Origin of the sequence: Curtobacterium pusillum (assembly GCF_013359865.1) — a bacterium.
In the GTDB taxonomy this organism is placed as follows: domain Bacteria; phylum Actinomycetota; class Actinomycetes; order Actinomycetales; family Microbacteriaceae; genus Curtobacterium; species Curtobacterium pusillum.
Window position 1 is genome coordinate 82,087 of the sequence record NZ_JABMCE010000085.1, and the last position, 18,595, is coordinate 100,681.

The following is an 18,595-nucleotide window of genomic DNA, read 5'->3' on the forward strand; positions in this document are numbered from 1 at the left end:
TCAGGCCCCGATCTCTCGCTTGGCGGCAGCGCGCTCGACGATCTGCCGGATGACCGCGATCGCGACGATCACGATGAACAGGAGCACCGACGCGGCCGAGGCCGCGCCGAGCCGGTTGTCGGTGAAGCCGACGCCGGTGATGAGCTGCAGCGAGACCTGGGTGGAGATGCCCGGGCCGCCGTTCGTCATCAGGTAGACCTGGTCGAAGATCTTCAGGCTCGCGATGATCTGCAGCAGGATGACCAGCGTCGTCGTGCGGCCGAGGAGCGGCAGCGTGATCGACTTGATCTGCTGCCAGTTCGACGCACCGTCGACGGCGGCCGCTTCGTACAACTCGCGCGGGATCTCCTGGAGCCCGGCGAGGTAGAGGACGAAGTTGAACCCGAGCGTCCACCACACGGTGGCGATCGCGACGCCGATCATCGCCGTGTTCGGGCTCGACAGGACACCGGAGCCCGGGGTCATGCCGAACAACGACTGCACGCTCGCCCAGAGCCCGGTGCTCGGCGTGAAGATGAACACCCAGATGAGGGAGATCGTCGCCGACGGCAGGATGAACGGCAGGAAGAACGCCAGCCGGAAGAACCACTGGCCGCGGTTCATCCGGTTCGTCAGCACGGCGAAGATGAACGCCAGGATGACGAGCGGCGGCGTCGTGTAGAGCGTGAACTGCAGCGTGTGCCAGAGCGACGACCAGAAGTCGGCGCGCCCGAGCATCTCCGCGTAGTTCGCGAACCCGGCGAAGCTGCCGAGTCCGGTGCGGACGGTCGAGGTGTTGAAGAAGCTCGTGACGATCATCCAGATCGTCGGGCCGAGCAGGAAGGCCAGGTAGAACAGGCCGAAGGGGGCGAGGAACAGCCATCCGCTGCGGCCCTGGCCGCGGGTGAGACTGGTCCGGTAGGTGCGGAGCCGTCGCGGAGCGGTGCTCGCATCCGTGGGACGGGTCAGGACTGGTGCTGCAGTCACGTCATCGTGCCTTTCGCGCGGTGTTCACGTCGTTGGCGGTGCCCGCGTCGTCCGCGGTGTTCGCGTGCCCGTTCACAGCGGGCTCGGGGTGTTGAGGTACGTCGACAGCTGGTCCTTGATCGCCTTGAGTGCTGTCGCCGGTGACGTGCCCTGCTGGACGAGCGCGAGCTGCGCGCCGACGGTGTTCTCGAAGGTCGATCCGGAACCGCCGTACCAGGCGGCGTCGTCGAAGACGGCGGTCTCCGCGGCGGCGGCGTAGTTCGACTGCGGCGTCAGCTTCTTGTAGGCGGTGCTGTCGAACGTCGGCATGTAGGCGGGCACGTGGCCGCCCTCGGCCCAGGTCATGCTCTGCTCGAGCATCTGCTTGATGAACAGCATCGCCTGCTTGCGCTGCTCGGGCGTCCGGTCCTTGCGGGGGAGCACGAACGTGTGCGAGTCCGCCTGGGTGGCGGGCTTGTCGTACAGCTGCGGGACCGGTGCCATGCCGAACTTCAGGCCCTTGACGGACTGGGCCGTGCTGATCTCCCACTCGCCCTGCATGAAGAAGCCCACCTTGCCGGTGAACATCAGCGTCTGGGCGGTCGCGTAGTCGAGGCCCTTGTTGAGCCAGCCCTGCTTGACCCACTTCTGGGTGCGGCTGGTCACCTCGTTGTAGGCGTCCTCGTTCACCGTCAGCTTCGCGCCGCCGTCGCTGAGGAACGGGGTGGCTCCGTTGATCTGGTTGTAGAGCGTCCAGAAGAAGCGCCACGGCGTCGCCGTCTCGCTGACGTTCGCGACGTTGAGCGCGCCGCCGCCGGTGACCTTCGAGACCGCGGCCAGGGCGCTCTCGAACGCGTCCATGCCGGACAGGTCCTTGAGCTTGCCGTCACCGTCGAGCAGGCCCGCCTTCTGGCAGATGTCAACGTTGTAGAACAGGACGAAGGGGTGGGTGTCGAGCGGGATCGCGACGTTCTTCCCGTCGGTCTTCTGCGCGGCCCAGGCCTTCTGGTTGAAGTCGCTGGCGCTGAGCCCGACGCTCGCCAGGTCGTCGCTCGTGATGGGGTCGAGCAGGTCCCCGTCCCAGAGCGGCTTCGCCCGGGTGAGGTGGGAGATCGCGACGTCCGGTGGCTTGTTCCCGACGGTGGCCAGTGTCAGCTTCGAGTAGTACGGGTTGCCCCAGGCGAAGGTCGTGGCCTGCAGCGAGGACGATCCGCCGTGCTGCTTGGCGTACCCGGCCTCCATCGTCTGCATGCGCGCGCCGTCGCCGCCGCCGAAGAGGTTCCAGAAGACGAGCGTCTCGGGGTTGAGGGCGCTTCCGGCGAGCCCGGCTGCGATCGGGCTCGAGCACGCTGCGAGCGGCAGGACCGTCGCGGCCGCTGCTCCGGCGGCGAGGAAGCCGCGGCGCGAGAGTCGCGTCGCGGGTGTTGCTGGTCGGATCGGCATGGCATCACTCCATCGGGACGGGCCGAGACCGGAACAGGGTCGGTGCTCCGGGCCAGAGCATCGCTGCTCTGCACACGGAGCAGCGGGTCGGTGCTCCGTGAGCGCTCACATTAGCGCTCGCTCCCATCATCCGCCACCCCTTTCGCGCTGGCGCGGAACCGGGTAGCGTTTCTCGTGGGTGAGCGCTCACTTTTGTGACGGTGCGACTCGGTACACCGTCCGGTCGTCCCGCTCCCCGTACGACCCGCTCGCACGATCGAAGGAGATCCATGCCCCGCACACACCTCGTCCTCGACGCCGCGTTCACCGTGGGGCCGGTGCGACGTCGCCTGTTCGGCGGGTTCGTCGAACACCTCGGACGCCACGTCTACGACGGCATCCACGAGCCCGCCCACGAGACCGCCGACGAACAGGGCTTCCGCCGCGACGTCGTCGAGCTCGTCAAGGAGCTCGGCGTCTCCGCCATCCGCTACCCCGGCGGCAACTTCGTCTCCGGGTACAAGTGGGAGGACGGCGTCGGTCCGGTGTCGGAGCGTCCCCGCCGCCTCGACCTCGCGTGGCACTCCACCGAGACCAACGAGGTCGGCCTGCACGAGTTCCAGCACTGGCTCGACCTGGTCGGCTCCGAGCTCATGCTCGCCGTGAACCTCGGCACCCGCGGCACCGCCGAGGCCATCGAGCTGCTCGAGTACGCGAACATCGACGCCGGCACCGCGCTGTCCGAGTACCGACGGTCGAACGGCCGCAACGAGCCGTTCGCCATCAAGATGTGGTGCCTCGGCAACGAGATGGACGGACCGTGGCAGCTCGGCCACAAGAACGCCGACGACTACGGCAAGCTCGCCGCGATGACCGCCAAGGCCATGCGACAGATCCAGCCCGACCTCGAGCTCGTCGCCTGCGGTTCGTCCGGGGCCTCGATGCCGACGTTCGGCGAGTGGGAGCGCACCGTCCTGGAGCACACCTACGACGACGTCGACTACATCTCCGCGCACGCCTACTACGAGGAGGACGGCGACCTCGCCTCGTTCCTCGCCTCGGGCGTCAACATGGACCACTTCATCAAGACGGTCACGACCGCCGCGGACCACGTGCAGGCGCAGAAGAAGTCCGACAAGCGGATCGACATCTCGTTCGACGAGTGGAACGTCTGGTCGATCACGAAGTGGCACGAGCAGGCAAGGGAGTTCACGCTCGAGGAGTGGCCGGTCGCCCCGCGCCTCCTCGAGGACGTCTACACCGTCGCCGACGCGGTCGTGGTCGGCGGGCTCCTCATCTCGCTCCTCCGTCACGCCGACCGCGTGGCCTCGGCATCGCTCGCGCAGCTCGTCAACGTGATCGGCCCGATCATGACGGAGCCCGGTGGGCCGGCCTGGCGCCAGACCACCTTCTTCCCGTTCTCGCTCACGTCGCGCCTCGCGCAGGGCACCTCGCTGCAGGTGAAGACCTCGGGCGACACGGTCGACGGGGGCAAGTACGGCGAGGTCCCGGTCGTGGACTCGGCGGCCACGGTGTCGGAGGACGGCGCCGTCGCGGTGTTCCTCGTCAACCGGCACCCCTCCGAGGCGACGACCGTCACGATCGACCTGGCCGGCCTCGGTGCCGCCGGTGACGCCGAGGTCCGAGCAGAGGGCGTCTGGGATGACGACGTGCACGCCGTGAACGACCTGGCGAACACGACGCGCGTTGGCCTGCGGACCAACGAGAGCGTCCACCGCGAGGGCGACACCGTCACGATCGAGCTGCCCCCGGTCTCCTGGACCGCCGTGTCGATCGGCTGAAGCGCCTCGGCGCACGCTGCGGCGGGCGTCGAGTGAGCACAGAGGGCGTCGGGCCGCAGCGCGGGCCGGCGCCCTCTGCCGTGCGCGGGGGCGGCGGGCGGGCGGGCTCGGTGCGCTTGTCGCGCTCGGTGCGCGAAAGCGACACCGTGCCGGCGTCGGCGTGGGTCTGTCCCGCGAGCGCGACAGATGTGCGCGGAAGTTTGGCGGGTTCGTGTCGCTTTCGCGGTCGGCGGGCCAGGAGGCGCGGGGCGGGCGGGCGCCGTGCCTCCCGTCCGGCGGGTGGGCGCGCTCGGTGCGCGAAAGCGACACCGTGCCGGGATCGGCGTGGGTCTGTCCCGCGAGCGACAGATGTGCGCGGAAGCTTGGCGGGTTCGTGTCGCTTTCGCGGTCGGCGGGCCGGGAGGCGCGGGGCGGGCGGGCGCCGTGCCTCCCGTCCGGCGGGGGGTCGCGCTCGGTGCGCGAAAGCGACACCGTGCCGGGGTCGGCGTGGTTCTGTCCCGCGAGCGCGACAGACGTGCGCGGAAGTTTGGCGGGTTAGTGTCGCTTTCGCGGCTGGCGGCCCGGCGGCGCTGCGCCTCGCGACCGGACCGGGCCTCCGGTCGGCGCGGGTTTCCGCAACCGTCCCGCACGACGCGGCGGTCCGCCCGGAGGTCAGACCGGCGGTGCAGCCGTGCTCGACCGGACCACCAGACGCACCGGGACGAGGTCGTCGACACGGCTGACGTCTTCGCCCTCGATCTGTGCGAGCAGGCTGGTCACCGCGCGCTGCCCGACCTCGTCGAAGGACTGGTGCACGGTGGTGAGCGGCGGCCAGAACGAGTCGGACTCGGGGGAGTCGTCGAAGCCCACCACGCTCAGCGTCTCCGGCACGGCGCGACCGAGCTCGTGGGCGGCCCGGAGCACACCGAGCGCGGTCTGGTCGTTCGCGGCGAAGACGGCGGTGATCTCTGGCCGACCCGCGATCGTGAGCCCGGCACGATAGCCCGACTCGGCGCTCCAGCCACCGTGGAAGATCGGCGGGACGGTTCGCCCGGCGGCCTCGAGCGTGGCCTGCCAGGCGGCGAGACGTCGTGCGGCGGAGTACGACGACTCGGGCCCTGCCACGTGCCAGACGGTCTCGTGCCCGAGGTCGAGCAGGTGCTGTGTCGCCTGCCGCGCGCCGTCGGCCTGGTCGGTGTCGATCGCCGGGTGCTGCGTCGTGCCGGTGGAGTCGACCACGACCATCGGGACGCCGTCGGGCAGGACGACTTCGGCCGTGTCGATGATGTGCGACTCGATGATGATCACGACCCCATCGACGGCCTGTTCGTGCAGGCGCGAGAAGGCCGAGCGGACGCCTTCCTCGGTGCGGGAGGCCATCGGCAGCAGGGTGATCGTGAAGTCCGCGGCGCCGGCGGCGTCGGCGATGGCCTCGAGCGTGCGCATGTTGCCGTACGACGCGAGGGTGAACATGATCACGCCGATCGTGCGGAAGCGCCCGGACCGAAGGGCTCGGGCGGCGCGGTTCGGCCGGTAGCCGAGGTCGTCCATCACGCGCCGCACCCGGTCGCGGGTCTCCGGCGAGACGTTGTCGAACCCTCGGGCGACGCGGGACACCGTCTGCATCGAGACGCCGGCGGCTTCCGCCACGGCGGCCATCGACGGGGAACGACGGGTGGCGGACAGCTCGGTCGTCACGTGCGCCCCTTCTGTCCAGCGCCGGAGGGAGAACACCGGCATCCCCGAACGCTAGCGCATGTTGACGTTGCCATGCTATCGTCGCCGCGTTCGATGTTGACGTCAACATAGAACGAACCCGAATGCAGCACGACAAGGGAGTCACATGAGCACGCTCGAAGCGCGCGGAGCCGGAGTCGCCCCTCCGGCCGTGCCACCGCGGCGCCGCGCCAGGCCGCGCGGCCGGTACACCGGATGGCTCTTCGTGGGCCCGTTCGTGATCGTCCTCGTCGCGATGCTCATCGTCCCGATCGGGTACGCCCTCTGGCTCAGTCTGTTCCGTGATCAGCTCATCGGCGGCAACCAGTTCGTCTGGTTCGCCAACTACGTGCAGCTCTTCCAAGACGCGAAGTTCTGGTCCGGGCTCGGTCGGGTCGTTCTGTTCCTCCTCGTGCAGGTGCCGATCATGCTCGGCCTCGCGCTCGTCGCCGCGCTCGCCCTCGACAGCGCCCGACTCTGGGGCACGTCGTTCTTCCGCATCGCGGTCTTCCTGCCGTACGCCGTCCCCGGCGTCGTCGCGGCGCTCATCTGGGGCTTCATCTACGGGAACCAGTTCGGGCTGACCGGCGCCGCGAACCACGCGCTCGGGATCGACCTGCTCCAGCCGTTCAGCCCGGGCTGGGTCCTCACGTCGATCGGGAACGTGGTCACGTGGGAGTTCCTCGGCTACAACATGCTCATCTTCTACGCCGCACTCCGCGTCGTCCCCGGCGACCTGTACGAAGCCGCCGAGCTCGACGGTGCCGGCCCCTTGCGAACCGTCTGGTCGATCAAGCTCCCGGCCCTCCGCGGCCCGATGGTGATCGCCACGATCTTCTCGATCATCGGCAGCTTCCAGCTCTTCAACGAGCCGAACCTGCTGAAGACCCTCGCCCCGAACGTCATCGGCAGCGCCTTCACCCCGAACATGTACGCCTACTCGCTGTCCTTCAGCGGTCAGCAGTTCAACTACTCCGCCACGGTCGCGATCGTCATGGGTGTCATCACCGCCGTGATCGCCTACGTCGTCCAGGTCCGCGGAACCCGCCAGGAGAACCGATGAGCACCCTGCAGCACCCCGCGACCGGCGGGACCGGCGCGACCGCGCCCGCCACGGTCACCGAGGCGACCACGACGCAGCGCGACCCGCGCTTCCGGGCGAGCCGCGCCTCCAGGCCCACCAGCGCCCGACGGCTCCGCAACGCGGAGGGCGGGCGCAAGCAGAAACGCTCCGGCCTCCTCACCGCCGTGATGGTCGTCTTCGTCGTCTACTCGTTCGCGCCGCTGTTCTACCTGCTCGTGAACAGCACGAAGACGCAGGCCTCGCTGCTGTCGACGTTCGGCCTGTGGTTCGGCGGGAAGTTCAACCTCTGGCAGAACATCATCGACACCCTGACGTACAACGACGGCATCTTCGTCCAGTGGCTCGGCAACACGCTGCTCTACGTGGTCGTCGGTGCCGGCGGCGCGACCATGCTCGCCACGATCGCCGGGTACGGCATGGCGAAGTTCCAGTTCCCCGGCCGTCGAGCCGTGTTCGCCGTGGTCCTCGGCGCGATCGCCGTCCCCGGCACCGCGCTCGCCGTCCCGACGTTCCTGCTTTTCTCCCAGTTCGGCCTGACGAACACCCCGTGGGCGATCATCCTGCCGTCGCTGATCAGCCCGTTCGGCATGTACCTCGTCTGGACGTACGCGGTCGATGCGATCCCCGCCGAGCTCCTCGAAGCCGCCCGCATGGACGGCGCCGGCGAGTTCCGCATCTTCTTCACCATCGCTCTCCGTCTGCTGGCGCCCGGTGTCGTCACGGTCCTGCTGTTCGCGGTCGTCGCCACCTGGAACAACTACTTCCTGCCGCTCATCATGCTGAGCGACCCGAAGTGGTACCCGCTCACGGTCGGCCTGAACCAGTGGAACGCGCAGGCCACCGGCTCCGGCGCGCAGCCGATCTACAACCTCGTCGTCACCGGATCGCTCCTCACGATCATCCCGATCGTGGTCGCGTTCCTCTTCCTCCAGCGCTTCTGGCAGTCCGGCCTCGCGGCCGGATCCGTCAAGGCCTGATCCGTCGGACGGGAGGCGCGAGGCGACTCCGCCACGCGCCTCCAGGTCCCCTCCACAGCAGCACCACCCCCAACACGAAGAAGTGAAAGGCACCCGAATGCACAAGCGCATCCGGCGCGGGCTCAGCGCCCTCGCCATCGGCGTCACCGCCGCGATCGCCCTGGCCGCCTGCTCCTCCGGCGGTTCGTCCTCCGGCGGTTCGTCCGACGACATCGACAAGGCACTGGAGAAGGGCGGCACGCTCACCTACTGGTCGTGGACCCCGTCCGCGAAGGACCAGGTGGCCGCGTTCGAGAAGGCCTACCCCAAGGTGAAGGTCAAGCTGGTCAACGCGGGCACCGGCGCAGATCAGTACACGAAGCTGCAGAACACGATCAAGGCCGGCTCGGGGGCTCCCGACGTCGCCCAGGTCGAGTACTACGCCCTGCCCCAGTTCGCGCTGTCCGACTCGCTCCTCGACCTGTCGTCGTACGGCTTCGGCGACCTGAAGGACAAGTTCGCCGCGAGCACGTGGAGCTCGGTCGACCTCGACGGCAAGGTCTACGGTCTCCCGCAGGACTCCGGCCCCATGGCGCTGTTCTACAACAAGACGGTGTTCGACAAGTACGGCATCGCCGTGCCGAAGACCTGGGACGAGTACGTGGCCGCGGCGAAGAAGCTGCACGCCGCCGACCCGAACGCCTACATCACGGCGGACTCCGGCGACGCCGGCTTCACCACCAGCATGATCGCCCAGGCCGGTGGCACGCCGTTCACCACCAAGGGCGACAAGGTCACGATCAACCTCGCCGACGCCGGCACGAAGAAGTGGACCAAGACCTGGGACCAGCTCGTCGAGCAGGGTCTGCTGTCGAAGACGGTCGGATGGAGTGACGACTGGTACAAGCAGCTCGGCAACGGCCAGATCGCCACGCTCATCACCGGTGCGTGGATGCCCGGCAACCTCGAGGCGAGCGTCGCCGACGCCAGCGGTGACTGGCGGGTCGCGCCCATGCCGACCTACGACGGCGGCACCGCTCAGACCGCGAACAACGGTGGCAGCGCCGAGGCGGTCCTGAAGCAGTCGAAGAACCCGGCCCTCGCCGCAGGCTTCCTCAAGTGGTTGAACTCGTCGAAGGAGTCCACCAAGGTCTTCATGAAGTCCGGCGGGTTCCCGTCCACCACCGCTGACTTGGACTCGAGCGCGTTCCTCGACGAGAAGCCGGCGTACTTCGGCGGTCAGCAGATCAACAAGGTCCTCGTCGACGCGTCGAAGTCGTCCGACAACGACTTCACCTACCTGCCGTACCAGGTGTACGCGAACAGCGTCTACGCGGACACCGTCGGGCAGTCGTACGAGAACGGCACCTCGCTCGAGAGCGGTCTCGAGGCCTGGCAGAAGGCCCTCGCGAAGTACGGCAAGGACCAGGGCTTCACGGTCACGTCGAAGTAACCCGCTCCACCTCCACCCTCGGGGCCGTGCGGATGCTTCCGCACGGCCCCGACTCCTGAAAGAGTCACTCCATGCGCTTCGCCATCGGCGACACCGACTTCCTGCTCGACGGCGAGCCGCACCGGATCCTGTCCGGCGCGATCCACTACTTCCGCGTGCACCCCGATCTCTGGGCGGACCGGATCCGCAAGGCGAAGCTGATGGGGCTCAACACCATCGAGACGTACGTCGCCTGGAACGCGCACGCTCCGCAGCCGGGTGTCTTCGATCTCGCCGGCGGCCTCGACCTCGGCCGGTTCCTCGACCTCGTCGCCGCCGAGGGCATGCACGCCATCGTCCGGCCCGGTCCCTACATCTGCGCCGAATGGACGAACGGCGGACTGCCGTACTGGCTCTTCGCGGACGGCACCGTCGGCGTGCGTCGCAACGAGCCGCAGTTCCTCGCCGCGGTGCAGCGCTACCTGGAGCAGCTCGCGCCGGTCCTCGTCCCGCGCCAGATCGACCAGGGCGGCCCGATCGTCCTCGTCCAGGTCGAGAACGAGTACGGCGCGTACGGCTCCGACCCCGCCTACCTCCGCGCGCTCGAGCAGATGCACCGCGACATCGGGCTGACCGTCCCGTTCACGAGCGTCGACCAGCCGATGGACACCATGCTCGAGGACGGTTCGCTTCCGTCACTGCACAAGACCGGGTCGTTCGGGTCCCGCTCCGCACAGCGTCTCGAACGTCTTCGACGGGCCCAGCCGACCGGTCCGCTCATGTGCTCCGAGTTCTGGGACGGCTGGTTCGACAGCTGGGGCGAGCACCACCACACCACGTCCGCCGCCGCGAGTGCTTCGGACCTGGAAGACCTGCTCGCCGCCGGCGGCTCCGTCAACATCTACATGTTCCACGGCGGCACGAACTTCGGCTTCACGAACGGCGCGAACGACAAGGGCGTGTACCGGCCGATCGCGACGTCGTACGACTACGACGCCCCGCTCGACGAGGCAGGGCGGCCGACTCCGAAGTTCCACGCGTTCCGATCGGTGATCGCGCGCTACGCGCCGGTGCCGCCGCTGCCGGCGTCGATGGAGCCCGGGGGATCGGGTCGCCTCTCCGGCCGCGTCGGCGGTGTCGGCGGTGTCGGCCTGGAGGCGCGGGTCGCCCCCGCCTCGGACATCGCCGTCCGTCTCGACCGTGTCGCGTCGCTCCGCTCCCTGCTGCCCGCGCTCACCAGCTGGTCCACGCACGACGACCCGCCGACGTTCGACGCGCTCGGTGCTGCCAGTGGCTTCGTGCTGTACCGCGCCGAGGTCGACCTGCCCTCCGGCGGTGTCCTCACGGTCGGCACCGAGGTCCGCGATCGTGCGATCGTCTCCGTCGACGGCACCGTCGTCGGCGTCCTGGAGCGCGAACACCACGACCGCGCGATCGCGCTGCCGCCCGTCTCCGGCACACTCGAGCTCCTCGTCGAGGACCAGGGCCGCGTCGACTACGGCCCCCGCATCGGTGAGCCGAAGGGCCTGATCGGGGGAGTGGCCGTCGACGGTGTCACGCTCGCGCGTTGGATCGCGTCACCGCTCGGCCTCGACCCGCTGGCACCCGCCGCGGTCGACGTCCTCGCTGCGATCGAGCCCACCGACGGCGACGTGCTCGCCGGTCCGGCGTTCGCGACGGGCTCGTTCGACCTCGCGGAGACGGACGATCGGTTCCTGTGCCTCGACGGGTTCCGGAAGGGTGTTGCCTGGGTCAACGGGTTCTGCCTCGGCCGGTTCTGGTCCCGCGGGCCCCAGCACACCCTCGCGGTCCCCGGGCCGGTGCTCCGCCCGGGACGGAACGAGGTCGTCGTCCTCGAGTTGCACGCCGCGGCGTCACGCACGGTGTGCCTGCGCACCGAGCCGGATCTGGGCCACACGGAGGCCTGATCCGCACCGCCGCCGCGCCGAGTCTCGGCCTGGGCGACAGTTCTCACGCGCCGAAGCACGAGATGTGTCGCCCAGCCCGAGTCTTGGGCGCGCGGTTCGAACCGCTACTTGCGCGCGGACGCCGCCCGGCGCTTGTTGAACACGTCGAACGCCACGGCGGCGAGCAGCACCAGGCCCTTGATGAGCGACTGGAACTCCGTGCCGACACCGAGGATCGACATGCCGTTGTTCAGGATGCCGATGATGAGACCACCGACGATCGCGCCCGGCACCGTGCCGATGCCACCCGTGACCGCCGCGCCGCCGATGAACACCGCGGCGATGGCGTCGAGCTCGAACCCGTTGCCGGCGCTGGGCGAGGCGAGGTTGAGCTGCCCGGTGAACACGACGCCGGCCAGCGCCGAGATCACGCCCATGTTCACGAAGAGCAGGAACGTGACGCGCTTCGTCTTCACGCCGGACAGCTGCGCCGCCAGGGCATTCCCACCGATGGCGTAGATGTGGCGGCCGAACACCGCGCTCCGCATGACGACCGAGTAGATCACCACGAGGGCGCCGAGCACGACGAGCACGATCGGGGTGCCGTTGTAGCTGGCGAGCAGGAGCGCGACGTAGATCACGAGCACGGCGCCGAACGCCGTCTTCACGATGAACCACGCGAACGGCTCGCTCTCGAGCTGGTACTTCCGCCGGGTGGCGCGTCCGCGGAAGGCAGCGATCACCATGACGGCAGCGGCGGCGAAGCCGAGGATCATCGTGAGCGGCTCGTACCCGGTGGTGCCGAACGACGGCAGGAAGCCGGAGCCGAGCGACCGGAAGCCGTCCGGGAACGGCGAGATCTGCTGGTTCTGCAGCACGATCTGCGCGGCGCCGCGGAAGGCGAGCATGCCCGCGAGGGTCACGATGAACGCCGGGATCCCGAAGTACGCGATCCAGAACCCCTGCCAGGCGCCGACGAGGGCACCGATGACGAGGCAGAGCACGACCGCGATCGGCCACGGCACGTGCCACTGGGTGATCATCACGCCCGCCATCGCGCCCGTGAAGGCGACCACCGATCCGACGGACAGGTCGATGTGCCCGGCGATGATGACCATCACCATGCCGATGGCGAGGATGAGGATGTAGCTGTTCTGGACGATCAGGTTCGAGACGTTGATCGGCGCGAGCGTGATGCCGTTCGTCGTCACCTGGAAGAAGATGACGATGACGATCAGCGCGATGAACAGGCCGATCTGTCGGAGCTGCCCGGTGAGGTAGCCGGCGGCGGACTTAAGCGCGTTCATTGACAGGGGTCTCCCGTTCCTGGGTCATGTACTGCATGAGGACCTCGGGCGTGGCCTCGGAGCGGGGCACATCGGCGGTGATGGTGCCCTCGGAGAGCGTGTAGATGCGGTCACAGATGCCGAGCAGCTCGGGGAGCTCGGAGGAGATCACGACGATCCCCTTCCCCTGGTCCGCCAGACTGTTGATGATCGTGTAGATCTCGTACTTCGCGCCGACGTCGATGCCGCGGGTGGGTTCGTCGAGGATGAGGACGTCGGGGTCGGCGTACATCCACTTCGACAGGACGACCTTCTGCTGGTTCCCGCCGGACAGCTTCCCGGTGACGACGTCGACGTTCGGCGCCTTGATGTTGAGGTTCTTGAGGAACTGCCCGGCGACGGTGGTCTCCTGCGACGCGTTCACGAAGCCCCAGTTCGCGAGCTTCCCGAGCGCCGATCCGGAGATGTTCCGCTTGATGTCGTCGATGAGGTTGAGGCCGTACCGCTTCCGGTCCTCGGTGACGTACGCGATGCCGTTGTCGATCGCCTGCGTCACGGTGTGGGTCTTCACCGGCGTGCCGCGCTTGTAGACGGTGCCGGTGATCCCGGTGCCGTACGACTGCCCGAAGACGCTCATCGCGAGCTCGGTGCGGCCGGCCCCCATGAGCCCGGCGATGCCGACGATCTCGCCCGCCCGGACGCTGAGGTTCGCCTGGTGGATGATCTCGCGCGACGAGTCGAGCGGGTGGTGGACGGTCCAGTCCTCGATCCGGAGCAGCTCCTCGCCGATGACCGGGTTCTCCCGCACGGGGTACCGGTTCGACAGGTCGCGGCCGACCATGCCGCGGATGATCCGGTCCTCGGACACCTCGTCGCCGTGCATGTCGAGCGTCTCGATGGTCTTGCCGTCGCGGATGATCGTGACCTTGTCCGCGATCGCCTTGATCTCGTTGAGCTTGTGGCTGATGATGATCGCCGTCATGCCCTCGGCCTGCAGCGACCGGATGAGGTCGAGCAGGTGCGCGGAGTCGTCGTCGTTGAGCGCCGCGGTCGGCTCGTCGAGGATGAGGAGCTTCACCCGTTTCGACAGCGCCTTCGCGATCTCGACGAGCTGCTGCTTGCCGACGCCGATGTCGACGATCTTCGTGACCGGGTTGTCCTTCAGACCGACGCGCTGCAGCAGCTCCGCCGCGGCGAGGTTCGTCTTGTTCCAGTCGATGAAGCCGCCCTTGGACCGCTCGTTGCCGAGGAAGATGTTCTCGGCGATCGAGAGGAAGGGGCTCAGCGCGAGCTCCTGGTGGATGATCACGACGCCGGCTGCTTCCGAGTCGTTGATGTCGCCGAACTGCACGGGTGACCCGTCGAGCAGGATCTCGCCGTCGAACGTGCCGTGCGGGTAGACCCCGGACAGTACCTTCATCAGGGTGGACTTGCCGGCGCCGTTCTCGCCGCAGATCGCGTGGACCTGGCCGCGTTCGACCTGGATCGAGACCCCCTGCAGGGCCTTGACCCCGGGGAACGTCTTGGTGATGTCACGCATCTCGAGGATGGTGTCCGCCATGTGGACCGCTTTCCGTGGTGCGCGCCGACGCGCGCAGGATGGGCGGACTGGAGGCGCGGTGCGGTCTGGCACCGCGCCTCCAGTCCGATGGTGGGGTGCGTCCTACTTGAGGTCGGCCTCGGTGTAGTACCCCGAGTCGACGAGGATCTCCTTGTAGTTGTCCTTCGTGACCACGGTGGGCTGGAAGAGGAAGGTCGGGACGACCTTGACCTTGTTGTCGTAGGTCTTGGTGTCGTTGACCTCGGGCTTCTTGCCCGACAGCAGGTCCTCGGCCATCGTCGCGGACTGCTTCGCGAGCTTGCGGGTGTCCTTGTAGATGGTGGAGTACTGCTGGCCGGCGATGATCGACTTCACCGAGGCCGCTTCGGCGTCCTGACCGGTGATGGTCGGCAGCGGACGGTCAGAGGTGCCGTAGCCGGCGCCCTGGAGTGCCGAGATGATGCCGATCGACATGCCGTCGTACGGGGAGAGCACGCCGTTCAGCGTGGTGCCGCCGGAGTACGACTTCGCGATGAGGTTCTGCATGCGGGCCTTGGCGGTCGCCGGGTCCCACTGCTGCGTGGCGGCCTGGGAGAGCTGGTCCTGCCCGGAGCCGATCTTCAGCGTGCCGTCGTCGAGGTACGGCTTGAGGGTCTTCATCGCGCCGTTGAAGAAGAAGCTCGCGTTGTTGTCGTCGAGCGAACCGGCGAAGACCTCGATGTTGAACGGTCCCTTCTCACCGGTCTTCTTGCCGTCCGCGTCGAGGACGCCGAGGCCGGTGAGCAGCGAGTTCGCCTGGTCCACGCCGACCTTCTCGTTGTCGAACGACACGTAGTAGTCGACGTTCTTGTTGCCGGTCAGCAGGCGGTCGTAGGAGATGACCTTGATGCCGGCCTTGGCGGCGGCGTCGAGCTGGTCGGAGAGCGATCCGCCGTCGATGGACGCGACGATGAGGACCTTCGCGCCCTTCGTGATCATGTTGCTGACCTGCTGGACCTGCTGCGGGATCTTGTTGTCCGCGTACTCCAGGTCGACCTTGTAGCCGGCCTTCTCGAGGTCGGACTTCACGGCGTTGCCGTCCTTGATCCAGCGCTCCGACACCTTGGTCGGCATGGCGACGCCGACGAGGGCGCCCTTGTTCGAGTCGCTGCTGCCGCTGCTGTCGGTGGACGCACGTCCACCCGCGGAGCACGCGGCCAGGGAGAGAGCGATGCCGAGGGCCGCGACCCCCGCGACGATCCTGCGCTTCATCATCGAAGTACCTCTGTTCCTCTCGCGTCGTCGTCGACGCGCTCGGGTGGGGAGCGACGCCGCTCCTCCGGAGTGATGCTCATGTGAGCGCTCACACACGTGGGTTCCGTGGCAGCCTGTCAACTCATCGTGACCGTTTCGGGATCTTGCCGCGTCCGTCGTACTGCGCGGTACGGTTGGCGACGTGACGACCACGACCGCGCTCGGGGACGCCGGCGGCAGACGCCGCAAGGCACCCACGATCTTCGACGTCGCCGAGCGCGCCGGGGTCTCGCACCAGACCGTCTCCCGCGTGATCAACGGCGACCCGACGGTCCGCGAGCAGTACCGCGCGCAGGTGTCCGACGCCGTCGTCGAGCTCGGGTACCGTCCCCGCGCCGCCGCCCGGGCCCTCGCCGGCGGACGCAGCCGCGCCCTCGGCATCATCACCGCGGGCGACGCCCTGTACGGCCCGTCGAGCACCGCGATCGGCTTCGAACGGGCGGCCCGGTCGGCCGGCTACCACGTGCTGCTGTCGACACTGCCCGACGACCCGCGCCCCGTCGACCTGTCGAACGCGCTCACGACCCTGCTCGCGCAGGACGTCGCCGCGATCGTCCTCGTCGCCGCCGACAACCGGGTGCTCGACGCCCTCGCGTCGCTGACGGTCCCCGTCACGGTGCCCGTCGTCGTGGCGAACGCGGTGCAACGCGACGCCGCCCGGGCCCCGGTCGCGCCGAGCGTCGCCGCGGTCGCGATCGACCAGGCGGCCGGCACCTCGCTCGTGATGCAGCACCTGTTCCAGCACGGGCACCGGCGGATCGTGCACATCGCGGGCCCCGGCGTCTCCCAGGAGTCCGAGGTGCGCCGGACGACGTACGACCGGATCATGCGCGACGCGGGCCTGGAACCGATCGTGCTCGACGGCGACTGGACGCCCGCGAGCGGCTTCGCGGCGGCGCGGACGATCGACGTGCACACCGTCGACGCGGTCTTCGCCGGGAACGACCAGATGGCGCTCGGCGTGCTGCACGCGTTCGCCGACGAGGGGCTCCGGGTTCCGGACGACATCGCCGTCGTCGGGTTCGACGACGTCCCCGAGGCCGCGCACTTCACCCCGCCGCTCACCACCGTGCGGCAGGACTTCCGGGCGATGGGGGAGCGGGTGCTCGAGACCGTCCGGGCGCTCGTCGAGGGGGAGCCCCGCGACGAGACGCTGCTCGTCCCGGAGCTCATCGTCCGGCGCAGCGCGTAGGTGAACTGCCCGCTCCGGCGCAGGGCGCACGTGCGTGCCGGACGGGAGGCGCGGGTCGACCCCGCACCGCGCCTCCCGTCCGGCACCGGGCCGCGTCAGCCCTTCAACGCCCCCGACGACAGGCCCGCGACGTAGAACCGCTGCAGCCCGACGTAGAGCGCGATGCACGGGATCATCGCCACCACCGACCCGGCGACGAGGTTCCCGTACGACACCTGCCCGTACGCCCCCGTCTGCAGGTTGAGCAGCGCGACGGGCAGCGTGTAGAGCGAGTCCTTCGTCAGGAAGGTCAGCGCCCCGAGGAACTCCGTCCACGACGCCAGGAACGCGTACAGCGCAGCGGTCGCGGCGCCGGGCAGGAGCAGGGGACGGAGCACCGAGACGACCACCCGGAAGCGGGAGGCCCCGTCGACGAAGGCCGAGTCCTCGAGCTCGGTCGGGATCGACTCGAAGGCGTTCCGCATCACGAACACCCCGAACGGCAGGTTCACCGTCGTGTAGAAGAGCACGAGCCCGAGCAGCGAGTTCGTCAGCTTCATCGCGTTCAGCTCGAGGTACAGCGGCGTGAGGATCGCCTGGAACGGCACCATCATCGTCAACAGCACGAGCCCGAACACGATGCCGGAACCACGGAACCGGAACCGCGCGAACCCGTACCCGGCCATCGTCGCGATCACCGCGGTGAGCACGGCGGTCGAGATGGACACGATCAGCGAGTTGACGACACCCGAGAGCAGGTGCGACGACGAGCTGAACACCGCGGCGAAGTTCTGCCAGCCGAGCTGGAAGAACGTCGCCGCGTCCGGCGCCTGCGTGATGACGGCCTCGGACTGGAAGGCCCGCAGGATCGACCAGATGAGGGGGACGGCGAAGACCAGGACGGAGCCGACGCCGGCGATCACGTACAGGGTGCGCTTGACCGCGGTGTCCCGCGGGTGACGGACGCTGCCCTGGTGCCGACGGCGGCGTCCGCCGTCCCCGGCCGTGGTGACCGTGCGGGTCGACAGGTCGGCGGCCGCGATGGTGGACGGTGTGGTCGTGGTGCTCATGGCTCAGTCCTTCTCTCGGAGTGCCCAGAACTGGAACACCGTGACGGCCGCGATGACGACGACGAGCGCGATCGATTCCGCCGTCGCCGCACCGAGTTGCAGGTTCACGAACCCGCGGTTGTAGATCGCGTTGACGATGGTCGTGGTCTCGGTGCCCGGTCCGCCCTGCGTGAGGATGTAGAACTGGTTGAACGCGAGCAGCGACCCGATCACCGAGATGATCACGCTGAGGGCGATGGTCGACCGGATCATCGGGAGCGTGATGAGCCGTTCGGTCTGCCACCACGAGGCGCCCTCGAGCTGCGCGGACTCGTACACCTCGTCCGGGATGCCCTGCATCGCCGACATGAGCAGCACCATGGTCAGTCCGGACACAGCCCAGACCACGAGCACGCAGATGAGCAGTGTCGCGAGCGGCCCGTTCACGAGCCAGGCGGTGCTGCCGTCGGTGATCCCGAGCCACCGGAGCACCATGTTCACGGCGCCGGAGTTCGGTTGGGCCTCGAGCACGAGCATGAACGACAGCGTGGTGAGCCCGACGACGTACGGCAGGAAGAACACCGTCCGAAGCAGGGTGCTCCCACGACGGCGGGCGCGCACGAGCACGGCGAGGAAGTACCCGAGCGCCAGGATCGGCACGGTGACGATCGCCGTGTACAGCAGCGTGTACCCGATGGCGTGCACGAACGTCGGGTCCTGGAACAGCGTGAGGTAGTTCTGCAGGCCGATGAACCGGTACGGGCCGATCAGCGGCCAGTTCGTGAACGAGATGTAGAGCGCGAACACGAGTGGGGCGAGGACGAACACCGCGACGAACACGATCGCCGGGGTGACGAGCACGGCGCCGGTGCCTGGCGGGTGCGTGAGCGAGCTCCGTGACGGGCCGGAACGTCCGCGGCCGACAGTGGGCCGGCCGGCTCCGGTCCGACGGCCGGTTCTGGCCCCGCCGTCGGCGGAGCCGCGGGTGGTGATGGTCGACATGACGTGCACCT

At 68.6% G+C, this 18,595-nt stretch carries 14 protein-coding genes; 6 read left to right on the top strand and 8 right to left on the bottom strand.

Annotated features, from left to right (window positions below; translation table 11 throughout):
* Together HP507_RS15130 and HP507_RS15135 are read right to left on the bottom strand one after the other, a co-directional pair.
* A complete protein-coding gene (locus HP507_RS15130; RefSeq protein ID WP_175352623.1) occupies window positions 1–966 on the bottom strand; it encodes a carbohydrate ABC transporter permease in 966 nt (321 codons plus the stop codon).
* Between the two features lie 72 nt (window positions 967–1,038).
* Window positions 1,039–2,388, bottom strand: coding sequence for an extracellular solute-binding protein (locus HP507_RS15135; protein ID WP_175352624.1), 1,350 nt, complete (start codon window positions 2,386–2,388; stop codon window positions 1,039–1,041).
* Between the two features lie 269 nt (window positions 2,389–2,657).
* Here HP507_RS15135 and arfA point away from each other — a divergent pair, with 269 nt between their 5' ends.
* Window positions 2,658–4,169 (top strand): arabinosylfuranosidase ArfA, encoded by a 1,512-nt coding sequence (gene arfA, locus HP507_RS15140; protein WP_175352625.1) that lies wholly within the window; start codon window positions 2,658–2,660, stop codon window positions 4,167–4,169.
* 651 nt (window positions 4,170–4,820) lie between these two features.
* Here arfA and HP507_RS15145 read toward each other — a convergent pair.
* On the bottom strand, window positions 4,821–5,807 hold the full coding sequence (locus HP507_RS15145; RefSeq protein ID WP_175352821.1) for a LacI family DNA-binding transcriptional regulator: 987 nt from the start codon (window positions 5,805–5,807) through the stop codon (window positions 4,821–4,823).
* A gap of 184 nt (window positions 5,808–5,991) precedes the next feature.
* Here HP507_RS15145 and HP507_RS15150 point away from each other — a divergent pair, with 184 nt between their 5' ends.
* The 4 genes from HP507_RS15150 to HP507_RS15165 all read left to right on the top strand — a co-directional run bounded on the left by HP507_RS15150 (window position 5,992) and on the right by HP507_RS15165 (window position 11,264).
* Window positions 5,992–6,927, top strand: a complete 936-nt coding sequence (locus tag HP507_RS15150; RefSeq protein ID WP_175352626.1) for a carbohydrate ABC transporter permease — start codon at window positions 5,992–5,994, stop codon at window positions 6,925–6,927.
* Window positions 6,924–7,925 (top strand): carbohydrate ABC transporter permease, encoded by a 1,002-nt coding sequence (locus HP507_RS15155; protein ID WP_217508843.1) that lies wholly within the window; start codon window positions 6,924–6,926, stop codon window positions 7,923–7,925. Before HP507_RS15150 ends, HP507_RS15155 begins: the two co-directional genes overlap by 4 nt.
* 97 nt (window positions 7,926–8,022) lie before the next feature.
* Entirely contained in the window at window positions 8,023–9,357 is a 1,335-nt protein-coding gene (locus HP507_RS15160) for an ABC transporter substrate-binding protein (RefSeq protein WP_175352627.1), read from the top strand.
* 71 nt (window positions 9,358–9,428) lie between these two features.
* Complete coding sequence (locus tag HP507_RS15165; RefSeq protein WP_175352628.1) at window positions 9,429–11,264, top strand: glycoside hydrolase family 35 protein; 1,836 nt, start codon at window positions 9,429–9,431, stop codon at window positions 11,262–11,264.
* Between the two features lie 104 nt (window positions 11,265–11,368).
* On the opposite strand, the gene mmsB is transcribed toward HP507_RS15165, so the two are convergent.
* The 3 genes from mmsB to chvE form a co-directional block, all read right to left on the bottom strand.
* Window positions 11,369–12,550: a multiple monosaccharide ABC transporter permease gene (mmsB, locus tag HP507_RS15170; protein WP_175352629.1), complete on the bottom strand. Its 1,182-nt coding sequence runs from the start codon at window positions 12,548–12,550 to the stop codon at window positions 11,369–11,371.
* Window positions 12,537–14,090: a multiple monosaccharide ABC transporter ATP-binding protein gene (gene mmsA / locus HP507_RS15175; protein WP_175352630.1), complete on the bottom strand. Its 1,554-nt coding sequence runs from the start codon at window positions 14,088–14,090 to the stop codon at window positions 12,537–12,539. Before mmsA ends, mmsB begins: the two co-directional genes overlap by 14 nt.
* A 102-nt stretch (window positions 14,091–14,192) precedes the next feature.
* Complete coding sequence (gene chvE / locus HP507_RS15180; protein WP_175352631.1) at window positions 14,193–15,323, bottom strand: multiple monosaccharide ABC transporter substrate-binding protein; 1,131 nt, start codon at window positions 15,321–15,323, stop codon at window positions 14,193–14,195.
* Between the two features lie 181 nt (window positions 15,324–15,504).
* Here chvE and HP507_RS15185 point away from each other — a divergent pair, with 181 nt between their 5' ends.
* Complete coding sequence (locus tag HP507_RS15185; protein ID WP_175352632.1) at window positions 15,505–16,554, top strand: LacI family DNA-binding transcriptional regulator; 1,050 nt, start codon at window positions 15,505–15,507, stop codon at window positions 16,552–16,554.
* 95 nt (window positions 16,555–16,649) lie between these two features.
* Here HP507_RS15185 and HP507_RS15190 read toward each other — a convergent pair whose 3' ends face one another.
* Both HP507_RS15190 and HP507_RS15195 read right to left on the bottom strand, forming a co-directional pair.
* The gene (locus HP507_RS15190) at window positions 16,650–17,603 is read right to left on the bottom strand and encodes a carbohydrate ABC transporter permease (RefSeq protein WP_175352633.1); all 954 of its coding nucleotides are present in this window, start codon (window positions 17,601–17,603) and stop codon (window positions 16,650–16,652) included.
* 3 nt (window positions 17,604–17,606) lie between these two features.
* A complete protein-coding gene (locus HP507_RS15195) occupies window positions 17,607–18,584 on the bottom strand; it encodes a carbohydrate ABC transporter permease (protein ID WP_175352634.1) in 978 nt (325 codons plus the stop codon).
* Window positions 18,585–18,595: the final 11 nt, after the last annotated feature.

Excerpts from the sequence above, each read along its gene's own strand:
- HP507_RS15195 (WP_175352634.1), bottom strand. The coding sequence starts at position 18,584 with ATGTCGACCATCACCACCCGCGGCTCCGCCGACGGCGGGGCCAGAACC.
- HP507_RS15190 (WP_175352633.1), bottom strand. The coding sequence starts at position 17,603 with ATGAGCACCACGACCACACCGTCCACCATCGCGGCCGCCGACCTGTCG.
- mmsA (WP_175352630.1), bottom strand. The coding sequence starts at position 14,090 with ATGGCGGACACCATCCTCGAGATGCGTGACATCACCAAGACGTTCCCC.
- mmsB (WP_175352629.1), bottom strand. The coding sequence starts at position 12,550 with ATGAACGCGCTTAAGTCCGCCGCCGGCTACCTCACCGGGCAGCTCCGA.
- HP507_RS15145 (WP_175352821.1), bottom strand. The coding sequence starts at position 5,807 with ATGGCCGCCGTGGCGGAAGCCGCCGGCGTCTCGATGCAGACGGTGTCC.
- HP507_RS15135 (WP_175352624.1), bottom strand. The coding sequence starts at position 2,388 with ATGCCGATCCGACCAGCAACACCCGCGACGCGACTCTCGCGCCGCGGC.
- HP507_RS15155 (WP_217508843.1), top strand. The coding sequence starts at position 6,924 with ATGAGCACCCTGCAGCACCCCGCGACCGGCGGGACCGGCGCGACCGCG.
- HP507_RS15150 (WP_175352626.1), top strand. The coding sequence starts at position 5,992 with ATGAGCACGCTCGAAGCGCGCGGAGCCGGAGTCGCCCCTCCGGCCGTG.
- HP507_RS15160 (WP_175352627.1), top strand. The coding sequence starts at position 8,023 with ATGCACAAGCGCATCCGGCGCGGGCTCAGCGCCCTCGCCATCGGCGTC.
- HP507_RS15165 (WP_175352628.1), top strand. The coding sequence starts at position 9,429 with ATGCGCTTCGCCATCGGCGACACCGACTTCCTGCTCGACGGCGAGCCG.
- chvE (WP_175352631.1), bottom strand. The coding sequence starts at position 15,323 with ATGATGAAGCGCAGGATCGTCGCGGGGGTCGCGGCCCTCGGCATCGCT.
- arfA (WP_175352625.1), top strand. The coding sequence starts at position 2,658 with ATGCCCCGCACACACCTCGTCCTCGACGCCGCGTTCACCGTGGGGCCG.